Origin of the sequence: Phenylobacterium haematophilum (assembly GCF_014196295.1) — a bacterium.
In the GTDB taxonomy this organism is placed as follows: domain Bacteria; phylum Pseudomonadota; class Alphaproteobacteria; order Caulobacterales; family Caulobacteraceae; genus Phenylobacterium; species Phenylobacterium haematophilum.
On sequence record NZ_JACIDK010000014.1, the window covers coordinates 18,369 to 27,400 of the forward strand.

Below are 9,032 nucleotides of genomic sequence, written 5' to 3' on the forward strand. Positions count from 1 at the left end.
CTACTTCTTCTTGCCTTCCTTGCGGCGAACCTTCTCGCCGGCATAACGGACGCCCTTGCCCTTGTAGGGCTCCGGCGGACGCAGGCGACGGATCTTCGAAGCGATCTCGCCGACGGCTTGCTTGTCGATGCCCGAGATCTTGATCTCGGTCTGCTTCGGCGTCGCGAACGTGATCCCGGCGGGCGGGGGCACGTCGACGTCGTGGCTGAAGCCGAGCTGCATGGAGAGCGCCTGGCCCTTCATCGCAGCGCGGTAGCCGACGCCGACCAGCTCGAGAGTCTGCTCGAAGCCTTCGGTCACGCCGGTGACCATGTTGCTCACCAGGGTGCGCGAGAGGCCCCACATGGCTTGCGCCCGGGTCGAGTCGACGCGCTTGGAGAGCTGGAGCTCAGCCCCTTCCTGCTTGACTTCGATTTCTTCGGCGACGGTCCACGACAGTTGGCCCTTCGGGCCCTTAATCGTGACGGTCTGGCCGTCGATGGTCACCGTGACGCCCGAAGGGACGGCGACCGCCTTCTTTCCAATCCGCGACATCTTAGTAGACCCGCAACAGGACTTCGCCGCCCACGTTCGCGTCACGCGCGGCCGTGTCCGACATGACGCCCTTCGGCGTCGACAGGATCGAGATACCCAGGCCGTTCTTGATCGGCTTCAGGTCCTTGATCGACGAGTAAACGCGGCGACCAGGCTTCGACACGCGGCGGATCTCAGCGATCACCGGCTGGCCGTCGAAGTACTTCAGCTCGATCTCGAACTCCGGGAAAGCGCCCGGCTTCTGAACGAGTTGGTAGCCGCGGATGTAGCCTTCCTCCGCCAGAACGTCGAGGACGCGCGCGCGCATCTTCGAAGCCGGGGTGGAAACCTTCGAACGGCCGCGGGTGGCGGCGTTCTTGATGCGGGCGATCATATCGCCAACGGGGTCGTTCACCATGAGACCCTCCTCACCAGCTCGACTTGACGAGGCCAGGAATCTGGCCGTTCGAACCTAGTTCGCGAAGCGCGATCCGGCTCATCTTAAGCTTGCGGTAGTAGGCGCGCGGACGGCCCGTGACTTCGCAACGGTTACGGATGCGGGTCTTGGACGAGTTACGCGGCAGTTCGGCGAGCTTCAGGCGCGCTTCGAAGCGTTCTTCGAGCGGCAGGCTCTCGTCATTGGCGATCGCCTTGAGCTCTTCGCGCTTAGCGGCGAATTGCTTCACCAGCTTGCGGACCATCTCGTTGCGATTGACGGCGCTTTTTTTGGCCATTTGTTCTTTCCTTCCCGCCGCTTACGCTTGAACGAACGGGAACTGGAATTCCCGAAGAAGCTGACGGGCTTCTTCGTCGGTCTTCGCAGTCGTACCGACGATGATATCCATGCCCCACATCTGATCGATCTGGTCGTAGTTGATCTCCGGGAACACGATGTGCTCCTTCAGACCCATGGCGTAGTTGCCACGACCGTCGAACGAAGTGGGCTTCAGGCCCCGGAAGTCCTTCACCCGCGGCAGCGCGATGGTGATCAGACGGTCCATGAACTCGTACATGCGATCCTTACGAAGGGTCACCTTCGCGCCGACCACCATGCCTTCGCGCAGCTTGAAGCCGGCGATGGAGTTGCGGGCGCGGGTCGCCACCGGCTTCTGGCCGGCGATCTTCGTCAGGTCGGCGATCGCAGCCTGGACCTTCTTGGAGTCGGTCACGGCCTCGCCGATCCCCATGTTCAGGACGATCTTGTCCAGCTTGGGGATTTGCATTTCGTTGGTGTAGCCGAACTGTTCCTTCATCGCCGCGCGGATGCGCTGGCGATATTCGGTCTTAAGCCGCGGCTCGTAAGCTTGCTCAGCCATTGATCACCTCACCGGTCGTCTTGGCGACACGAACCTTCTTGTCGCCTTCGACGCGGAAACCGACGCGGGTCGGCTTACCCTTGGAATCGACGATCGCCACGTTCGAGATGTGGAGAGCCGCTTCCTTGTTCTTGATGCCGCCCTGCGGGTCGGACTGCGTCGGACGGGTGTGGCGCTGAACCATGTTCAGGCCTTCGACCACGACGCGGTCTTCCTTGGGCAGCACGCGCAGGACGGCGCCTTGACGGCCCTTGTCCTTGCCCGTGAGGACGACGACGCGGTCGCCCTTCTTGATCTTCGCGGCCATTACAGCACCTCGGGAGCGAGCGAGATGATCTTCATGTGGTTCTTGGCGCGCAGTTCGCGGGGAACCGGGCCAAAGATCCGCGTGCCGATCGGCTCGGATTGCTTGTTGACGATCACGGCGGCGTTCTTGTCGAAACGGATCACCGAACCGTCCTTGCGCTTGATCGCGGAGGACGTGCGCACGACGATCGCCTGCAGCACGTCACCCTTCTTCACGCGACCGCGCGGGATCGCTTCCTTCACGGAGACGACAATCTTGTCGCCAACGCCGGCGTAGCGGCGACCAGCGCCACCAAGCACCTTGATGCACATCACACGACGGGCGCCGGAATTGTCGGCGACCTCGAGGTTAGTCTGCATCTGAATCATGGGATGAGACTTTCTTTAGGAGGCTTGCTGGTCAGCGCCCTTCGGCAGCGCTTCCCAGGTCTTGGTTTTCGACTTCGGGGCGCATTCGATAATGCGCGCGATGTCGCCGGCCTTGTAGACGTTGGCCTCGTCATGGGCGTGGTACTTCTTCGACCGACGGACGGTCTTCTTCAGCACCGGATGCAGGAAGGTACGCTCGACCTTCACCACGATCGTCTTGTCGCCCTTGTCCGAGACGACGACGCCTTCGAGAATTCGCTTCGGCATGTTCGTTGTCTCCTTAGGCCGCGGTCTGCTTGGCGCGCAGGACGGTCTTGATCCGCGCGATGTCCTTGCGGACTTCGTTCACGCGGTGGGTCTTCTCGACCTGGCCGGTCGCCGCCTGGAAGCGCAGATTGAACTGCTCCTTCTTCAGGTTCAGCAGGGCCTCGCCGAGTTGGTCGGGCGTCATGCCCCGGATATCGTCGATCTTCATCACGCGTGCTCCACCGCGGCGTCGATGCGGGTGACGATGCGGGTCTTCACGGGAAGCTTGGCCGCGCCGAGGCGCAGAGCTTCACGAGCGACATCGTCCGGCACGCCGTCGATTTCAAACATGATGCGGCCGGGGTGAACGCGCGCAGCCCAGTACTCGACCGCGCCCTTGCCCTTACCCATCCGCACTTCGGCCGGCTTGTCGGTGACCGGAACGTCCGGGAAGATCCGGATCCACACGCGACCTTGGCGCTTCATCTGACGAGTGATCGCCCGACGAGCCGCTTCGATCTGACGAGCGGTGATGCGTTCCGGTTCGACGGACTTCAGACCGTAGGAGCCGAAGTTCAGCGAAAAGCCGCCCTTCGCAACGCCGTGGATCTTGCCCTTGAACTGCTTACGGTACTTGGTCTTCTTCGGAGACAGCATGGCTCTACCTTAGGCTCCAGCTTGCTCACGACGGTCGCGGCGCGGGCCGCGGTCACCGCGGTCGCCACGTTCACGTCCGCCGCCCTCGCCGGCCGGGCCGGATTCCGAGGCCAGGCGCTTGTCGAGAGCCATCGGGTCGTGGTCCAGGACCTCGCCCTTGAAGACCCACACCTTCACGCCGATGATGCCGTAGGTGGTCGAGGCCTCGGTCACGCCGTAGTCGATGTCGGCGCGGAGGGTGTGACGCGGAACGCGGCCCTCGTGGTACGACTCGGTACGGGCGATTTCGGCGCCGCCCAGACGGCCGGCCACTTCGATGCGCATGCCCTTGGCGCCCAGACGCATCGCGCTTTGCAGCGAACGCTTCATGGCGCGACGGAACGCGACGCGGCGCTCGAGCTGCTGGGCGATATTCTCGGCCACCAGCTGGGCGTCGGTTTCCGGCTTACGGATTTCGACGATGTTCAGGTGAACTTCGCCTTCCGTGACCGCCGCAACGTCCTTGCGCAGCTTGTCGATGTCCGCGCCCTTCTTGCCGATGATCACGCCGGGGCGCGCGGCATAGATGGTGATGCGGCACTTCTTGTGCGGACGCTCGATGATGATCCGCGAAACGCCCGCTTGATACAGGCGCTTCTTCAGCTGCTTGCGGATCTTGATGTCCTCATGCAGGAGCTTGCCGTAGTCCGCCTTCTTGGCGAACCAGCGCGAGTCCCACGTGCGGTTGATGCCGAGGCGAAGCCCGACCGGATTGACTTTCTGACCCATCAGGCGGCCTCACCCAATTCGCGGACCACGATGGTGATCTCGCTGAACGGCTTTTCGATGCGCGAAGCACGACCGCGAGCGCGGGCGGCGAAGCGCTTCATCACCAGGTTCTTGCCCACGAAGGCCTCGGCCACGACCAGGTTGTCGATGTCGAGGTTGTGGTTGTTCTCGGCGTTCGAGATGGCCGAGTAGAGCGCCTTGCGCACATCGCGGGCGATGCGCTTGTGGCTGAACTCCAGCTCGTTGAGGGCGCGCTGCACCTTCAGGCCGCGGATCGACTGAGCCACGAGGTTCAGCTTGCGCGGGCTGGTGCGCAGGGTCGTCACCTTGGCCATCGCCTCAACGCCGGTCAGCCGGCGCGCTTTAGCTTGCTTTGCCATGGTTACTTCCTCTTGGCCTTCTTGTCGGCCGCGTGGCCAGGGAAGTACCGGGTCGGAGCGAACTCGCCGAGCTTCATGCCGACCATGTCTTCGCTGATCAGCACGGGGACGTGCTTCTGGCCGTTGTGCACGCCGAACGTCAGGCCGACGAACTGCGGCATGATGGTCGAGCGGCGCGACCAGGTCTTGATGACGTCCTTGCGGCCCGACGACAGAGCGTTGTCGGCCTTCTTGAGGAGGTATCCGTCGACAAACGGACCTTTCCAAACGGAACGGGTCATGGCTTAGCGAGCCTTCCGAGCGTGACGCGAACGGATGATGTACTTATCCGTCGCCTTGTTGGTGCGGGTCTTCGAGCCCTTGGTCGGCTTGCCCCACGGAGTGACCGGGTGGCGGCCGCCCGAGGTGCGGCCTTCACCTCCGCCGTGCGGGTGGTCGACCGGGTTCATGACGACGCCGCGGACGTGCGGGCGGAAGCCCATGTGGCGGGTGCGGCCGGCCTTGCCCAGAACCTGGTTCATGTGGTCCTGGTTGGACACCGCGCCGACCGTGGCCATGCAGGTGTCTTGAACCATCCGCAGTTCGCCCGAGCCCAGACGGATCTGGGCGTAGCCGGCGTCACGGCCGACCAGCTGGGCGTAGGCGCCAGCCGAACGAGCGAGCTGGCCGCCCTTGAGGGGCTTCAGCTCGATGTTGTGGATGATCGTGCCGATCGGCATGCCGCGCAGCGGCATGGCGTTGCCCGGCTTCACGTCGGCCTTTTCGGCGGCGATGACGACATCGCCGGCCTTCAGGCGTTGCGGGGCCAGGATGTAGGCCAGCTCGCCGTCCTCATACTTGATGAGGGCGATGAACGCGGTGCGGTTCGGGTCGTACTCGAGACGCTGAACCGTGGCCGGCACGTCGAACTTGCGACGTTTGAAGTCGACCTTGCGGTACAGACGCTTGGCGCCGCCGCCGCGGAAGCGGACGGCGATACGACCGTTGCCGCCGCGGCCGCCCGACTTGGTCAGGCCTTCGACAAGCGACTTTTCCGGGCGGCCCTTGTGGAGCTCGGACCGGTCGACCAGCACGAGGCCGCGACGGCCCGGCGAGGTCGGATTGAATTGCTTCAGAGCCATCGAACTAGAGCCCCGTGGTGATGTCGATCGACTGGCCTTCGGCCAGGGTCACGACAGCTTTCTTGACGTCCGAGCGACGGCCCGGACGGCCGCGGAAACGCTTGGTCTTGCCCTTCACCACCAAGGTGTTCACCTTGGTGACGTTGACCTTGAACAGCGCCTCGACAGCGGCGGCGATTTCATCCTTCGTCGCATCGTTGGCGACGCGGAAGACGACCTTGTTCTGCTCCGAGAGCAGAGTGGCCTTTTCCGTGATCACCGGCGACAGGATGGCGTCGTAGTGGCGGGCGACGGGGTCGGCCATTACGCAGCTTCCTTCTCAGCAAAGCGCGCGTTGATCGCTTCGACCGCGTCCTTGGTCAGGACCAGGGTCTTGCGACGCAGCACGTCGTAGACGTTCAGGCCGGCGTTCGGCAGCACATCCACGTTCGGGATGTTGCGAGCGGCCATCGCGAAGTTCGCGTCGACCTCGGCCCCGGCGATGACCAGCGCGTTCTTCAGGCCGATCTTGTCGAAGTTGGCGCGCAGGGCCGAAGTCTTGACCTCGGTCAGGGCCACGCTGTCGACGACGACCAGAGCGCCCGACTTGACCTTCGAGGACAGCGCATGACGCAGGGCCAGAGCGCGGAACTTCTTGGTCAGGTCAAAGGCGTGGCTGCGCACGACAGGCCCGTGAGCCTTGGCACCGCCGACGAACTGGGCCGCACGGCGCGAACCGTGACGAGCGCCGCCGGTGCCCTTCTGCTTGTACATCTTCTTGCCCGTACGAGAGACCTCGTTGCGGACCTGGATCTTGTGGGTGCCGGCGCGGCGCTTGGCGAGCTGCCAAGTGACCATGCGCTGGAGGATGTCCCCGCGGATCTCTTCGATGCCGAAGACGGCGTCGGACAGTTCAACCGAACCGCCCTTCCCGCCGTCGAGTTTGATGACGTCGAGTTTCATTACTGTTCTTCGCCCCCAGCTTCGGCCGGAGCCTCTTCCACCGCAGGAGCCTCAGCAGCCGGAGCCGCAGCCGCCTGGCCAGCCTTACGGAAGCCACCCGGGACCGGGGCTTCAGCCGGACGAGCCGACTTCACCGCGTCGCGGATCTTCACGAAGGTGCCCTCGGTGCCGGGCACCGAGCCCTTCACGAGGATCAGGCCACGCTCGGCGTCGACCTTCCAGACGGTGACGTTGAGGGTGGTGACGGTCTCTTGGCCGAGATGGCCGGCCATCTTCTTGTTCTTGAAGGTCTTGCCGGGATCCTGGCGGTTACCGGTCGAACCATGGGCCCGGTGCGAAACCGAGACGCCGTGGGTCGCGCGCATGCCGCCGAAGTTCCAGCGCTTCATGGCGCCGGCGAAACCCTTACCGACCGTGAGGGCGGTGACGTCGACCTTTTGGCCGGCGACGAAGTGGTCAGCGGTGAACTCCGCGCCAACTTCGATCAGGTTCTCTTCGGTGACGCGGAATTCCGCGATCTCGCGCTTCGGCTCGACTTGAGCCTTGGCGAAATGGCCGCGCATGGCCTTCGAAGTGTTCTTGGCCTTCTTGGCGCCAGCACCGAGCTGGAGGGCCACATAGCCGTCTTTGTCCTGGGTGCGCTGACCCGTAACCTGGCAGCCTTCGAGGCTGAGCACGGTCACCGGAACATGGACGCCGCCTTCATCGAAGAAGCGAGCCATACCCAGTTTCTTGGCGATCACGCCGGTACGCATCGACCGATCCCCTCTTAAAGCTTGATCTCGACGTCCACGCCGGCGGACAGGTCGAGCTTCATGAGCGCGTCCACAGTCTGCGGGGTGGGGTCGACGATATCGAGCACGCGCTTGTGCGTGCGGATTTCGAACTGCTCGCGCGACTTCTTATCGACGTGCGGCGAGCGGTTGACGGTGAATTTTTCGATTTGCGTCGGCAGGGGGATAGGCCCCCGGACGGTCGCGCCGGTGCGCTTAGCCGTATTGACGATCTCGCGTGTGGAATGGTCCAGCACGCGGTGATCGAAGGCTTTGAGCCGGATGCGGATGTTCTGACGATCCATATCGCTCTTTAGTTTCCCCTACAGACGACGAACGTCCGCGTGACATTGACCATTTCAAAGACCAACCCGAGCGCCTCATAGGAGACGCTCGTACGCGTAAGTCCGCAAAAACGACGTGAGCCCGCGCGAACAGTTCGCGAGGGCCCCGCCCGAAGGTGCCGGTTTACACCGGTTTCCGGGCCGTTCTGCGAACCGCGTCTGTGCTTCAAATCACTTCGAAGCACACAGCCGGCCCAACAGGAGGCGCGTCTATACGTGGGTGACTCGCCGACGTCAAGGGTCGCCCGAACGGCGCGCCCCTGCCCTAGCCGATCACGACGTCGCCCGAGCCCAGGACCGCCTTCGACACAGCGCCCTTCACGGCCTTCACCTTGACGTCGCCCGACCCGGCGATGCGGGCCTTAAGCGAGTCCGCCGCGCCATCCACGACCACGCCGCCGGACCCGGCCACCGAAACAGTCATCGCCGCTACCCGGCCGCTGGCGACCTTGACGTCGCCGGAGCCGGCGATCTTCACGTCCAGGGGCCCCTCGAGGGTACCGACCCAGACGTCGCCAGATCCGGCCATGTTGACGTCCATCGGCCCTTTGACCGCTTGGGTCTTGATGTCGCCCGAACCCGCGACGCGCAAGCTGGCTCGCCCCACGCTGCCGACATAGGTGTCGCCCGAGCCCGCCTCGTTCAGCTTGAGCTGGCCGGCGACGTTGGCGATCGTCCAGTCGCCGCAGCCAGCGTTCGAGAGCGCCAGGCTGGCGGACTTGCCGACCGTGCCGAACACCGCGCCGCCGCTGTCGAGATTCACGTCGCGCGGGGTTCGGATCACAACCTGCGGCATATTCGCATAGGCGATCGACCCGACGCCGGCGACGTGGACCGAGGCCCGGACGCCGTCGCCTTCGCAGCTGCGGATTTTCCGATTCAGGCCACCGTCCACCACCACCTTGTCGCCGACCTGACGGACCTGAACCGGCAGCTTGGGGTGCGTCGAGAGGAACTCGACCTTGATGTCGCTGCGCGCCTCCGGGATCACTGTGACGCGGACCACGGCGTCCTTGATCTCGACCGACTGCGCGTGCGCCGCGCCCGCCGCCATCGCGGCTCCGAGCCCGATCATGATCACCGGAAGACGCATGTCTTTCTCCGCCTAGCTGAACAACCTGATCAGGACGGTAGGCCGCACGGCAGCACTGGTCAGCTTAATTCCGGGTCATGACTTCGGCGTCATCCTGCAGCAAAAGCGGAAATCGAAAAGGCCGCCGAGGTTTCCCTCGGCGGCCTGATCTTCAGTCTGTCGACTGTGGCTAGATCGCTTACTCGACGATCTTGGCCACGACGC

General features: G+C 64.0%; 18 protein-coding genes. All 18 read right to left on the bottom strand.

The features are described 5' to 3' along the window. On the bottom strand, positions 1-534 hold the full coding sequence (rplF, locus tag GGQ61_RS21385) for a 50S ribosomal protein L6 (protein ID WP_183777095.1): 534 nt from the start codon (positions 532-534) through the stop codon (positions 1-3). A 1-nt stretch (position 535) separates the two neighbouring features. Next, complete coding sequence (gene rpsH / locus GGQ61_RS21390) at positions 536-931, bottom strand: 30S ribosomal protein S8 (RefSeq protein WP_183777096.1); 396 nt, start codon at positions 929-931, stop codon at positions 536-538. A gap of 10 nt (positions 932-941) precedes the next feature. Beyond that, positions 942-1,247 (bottom strand): 30S ribosomal protein S14, encoded by a 306-nt coding sequence (gene rpsN / locus GGQ61_RS21395; protein ID WP_183777097.1) that lies wholly within the window; start codon positions 1,245-1,247, stop codon positions 942-944. Between the two features lie 21 nt (positions 1,248-1,268). Then, positions 1,269-1,829, bottom strand: coding sequence for a 50S ribosomal protein L5 (gene rplE / locus GGQ61_RS21400; RefSeq protein ID WP_183777098.1), 561 nt, complete (start codon positions 1,827-1,829; stop codon positions 1,269-1,271). Then, the gene (rplX, locus tag GGQ61_RS21405; protein WP_183777099.1) at positions 1,822-2,136 is read right to left on the bottom strand and encodes a 50S ribosomal protein L24; all 315 of its coding nucleotides are present in this window, start codon (positions 2,134-2,136) and stop codon (positions 1,822-1,824) included. The genes rplE and rplX overlap by 8 nt, the downstream gene beginning before the upstream one ends. Beyond that, positions 2,136-2,504, bottom strand: coding sequence for a 50S ribosomal protein L14 (gene rplN / locus GGQ61_RS21410; RefSeq protein ID WP_056018090.1), 369 nt, complete (start codon positions 2,502-2,504; stop codon positions 2,136-2,138). The genes rplX and rplN overlap by 1 nt, the downstream gene beginning before the upstream one ends. A 15-nt stretch (positions 2,505-2,519) precedes the next feature. After that, positions 2,520-2,771, bottom strand: a complete 252-nt coding sequence (gene rpsQ / locus GGQ61_RS21415; protein ID WP_056018088.1) for a 30S ribosomal protein S17 — start codon at positions 2,769-2,771, stop codon at positions 2,520-2,522. A 13-nt stretch (positions 2,772-2,784) separates the two neighbouring features. Beyond that, the gene (gene rpmC / locus GGQ61_RS21420) at positions 2,785-2,979 is read right to left on the bottom strand and encodes a 50S ribosomal protein L29 (RefSeq protein ID WP_183777100.1); all 195 of its coding nucleotides are present in this window, start codon (positions 2,977-2,979) and stop codon (positions 2,785-2,787) included. Then, a complete protein-coding gene (gene rplP / locus GGQ61_RS21425; RefSeq protein WP_183777101.1) occupies positions 2,979-3,407 on the bottom strand; it encodes a 50S ribosomal protein L16 in 429 nt (142 codons plus the stop codon). Before rplP ends, rpmC begins: the two co-directional genes overlap by 1 nt. A gap of 9 nt (positions 3,408-3,416) precedes the next feature. Then, positions 3,417-4,175 (bottom strand): 30S ribosomal protein S3, encoded by a 759-nt coding sequence (gene rpsC, locus GGQ61_RS21430; protein WP_183777102.1) that lies wholly within the window; start codon positions 4,173-4,175, stop codon positions 3,417-3,419. Beyond that, positions 4,175-4,555: a 50S ribosomal protein L22 gene (gene rplV, locus GGQ61_RS21435; protein ID WP_056018081.1), complete on the bottom strand. Its 381-nt coding sequence runs from the start codon at positions 4,553-4,555 to the stop codon at positions 4,175-4,177. The genes rpsC and rplV overlap by 1 nt, the downstream gene beginning before the upstream one ends. A 2-nt stretch (positions 4,556-4,557) precedes the next feature. Continuing rightward, complete coding sequence (gene rpsS, locus GGQ61_RS21440) at positions 4,558-4,836, bottom strand: 30S ribosomal protein S19 (protein ID WP_183777103.1); 279 nt, start codon at positions 4,834-4,836, stop codon at positions 4,558-4,560. A 3-nt stretch (positions 4,837-4,839) separates the two neighbouring features. Beyond that, the gene (rplB, locus tag GGQ61_RS21445) at positions 4,840-5,676 is read right to left on the bottom strand and encodes a 50S ribosomal protein L2 (protein WP_183777104.1); all 837 of its coding nucleotides are present in this window, start codon (positions 5,674-5,676) and stop codon (positions 4,840-4,842) included. Between the two features lie 4 nt (positions 5,677-5,680). Next, positions 5,681-5,980 carry a 50S ribosomal protein L23 gene (locus GGQ61_RS21450; RefSeq protein ID WP_056018075.1) on the bottom strand — a complete coding sequence of 100 codons (300 nt, stop codon included), beginning with the start codon at positions 5,978-5,980 and terminating at the stop codon, positions 5,681-5,683. Further along, entirely contained in the window at positions 5,980-6,618 is a 639-nt protein-coding gene (gene rplD / locus GGQ61_RS21455) for a 50S ribosomal protein L4 (protein WP_183777105.1), read from the bottom strand. The genes GGQ61_RS21450 and rplD overlap by 1 nt, the downstream gene beginning before the upstream one ends. Next, positions 6,618-7,373: a 50S ribosomal protein L3 gene (gene rplC, locus GGQ61_RS21460; protein ID WP_183777106.1), complete on the bottom strand. Its 756-nt coding sequence runs from the start codon at positions 7,371-7,373 to the stop codon at positions 6,618-6,620. The genes rplD and rplC overlap by 1 nt, the downstream gene beginning before the upstream one ends. 14 nt (positions 7,374-7,387) lie before the next feature. Next, positions 7,388-7,696 (bottom strand): 30S ribosomal protein S10, encoded by a 309-nt coding sequence (gene rpsJ / locus GGQ61_RS21465; RefSeq protein WP_056018070.1) that lies wholly within the window; start codon positions 7,694-7,696, stop codon positions 7,388-7,390. Between the two features lie 304 nt (positions 7,697-8,000). After that, positions 8,001-8,828, bottom strand: coding sequence for a GIN domain-containing protein (locus GGQ61_RS21470; protein ID WP_183777107.1), 828 nt, complete (start codon positions 8,826-8,828; stop codon positions 8,001-8,003). Between the last annotated feature and the right edge of the window lie 204 nt (positions 8,829-9,032).

Coding starts and splice junctions, on each gene's coding strand:
- rplV (WP_056018081.1), bottom strand. CDS start 4,555: ATGGCAAAGCAAGCTAAAGCGCGCCGGCTGACCGGCGTTGAGGCGATG.
- rplE (WP_183777098.1), bottom strand. CDS start 1,829: ATGGCTGAGCAAGCTTACGAGCCGCGGCTTAAGACCGAATATCGCCAG.
- rplP (WP_183777101.1), bottom strand. CDS start 3,407: ATGCTGTCTCCGAAGAAGACCAAGTACCGTAAGCAGTTCAAGGGCAAG.
- rpsC (WP_183777102.1), bottom strand. CDS start 4,175: ATGGGTCAGAAAGTCAATCCGGTCGGGCTTCGCCTCGGCATCAACCGC.
- rpsN (WP_183777097.1), bottom strand. CDS start 1,247: ATGGCCAAAAAAAGCGCCGTCAATCGCAACGAGATGGTCCGCAAGCTG.
- rpmC (WP_183777100.1), bottom strand. CDS start 2,979: ATGAAGATCGACGATATCCGGGGCATGACGCCCGACCAACTCGGCGAG.
- rpsJ (WP_056018070.1), bottom strand. CDS start 7,696: ATGGATCGTCAGAACATCCGCATCCGGCTCAAAGCCTTCGATCACCGC.
- rplX (WP_183777099.1), bottom strand. CDS start 2,136: ATGGCCGCGAAGATCAAGAAGGGCGACCGCGTCGTCGTCCTCACGGGC.
- GGQ61_RS21450 (WP_056018075.1), bottom strand. CDS start 5,980: ATGGCCGACCCCGTCGCCCGCCACTACGACGCCATCCTGTCGCCGGTG.
- rpsH (WP_183777096.1), bottom strand. CDS start 931: ATGGTGAACGACCCCGTTGGCGATATGATCGCCCGCATCAAGAACGCC.
- rpsS (WP_183777103.1), bottom strand. CDS start 4,836: ATGACCCGTTCCGTTTGGAAAGGTCCGTTTGTCGACGGATACCTCCTC.
- rplF (WP_183777095.1), bottom strand. CDS start 534: ATGTCGCGGATTGGAAAGAAGGCGGTCGCCGTCCCTTCGGGCGTCACG.
- rplC (WP_183777106.1), bottom strand. CDS start 7,373: ATGCGTACCGGCGTGATCGCCAAGAAACTGGGTATGGCTCGCTTCTTC.
- rplN (WP_056018090.1), bottom strand. CDS start 2,504: ATGATTCAGATGCAGACTAACCTCGAGGTCGCCGACAATTCCGGCGCC.
- rpsQ (WP_056018088.1), bottom strand. CDS start 2,771: ATGCCGAAGCGAATTCTCGAAGGCGTCGTCGTCTCGGACAAGGGCGAC.
- rplB (WP_183777104.1), bottom strand. CDS start 5,676: ATGGCTCTGAAGCAATTCAATCCGACCTCGCCGGGCCGTCGCGGCCTC.
- GGQ61_RS21470 (WP_183777107.1), bottom strand. CDS start 8,828: ATGCGTCTTCCGGTGATCATGATCGGGCTCGGAGCCGCGATGGCGGCG.
- rplD (WP_183777105.1), bottom strand. CDS start 6,618: ATGAAACTCGACGTCATCAAACTCGACGGCGGGAAGGGCGGTTCGGTT.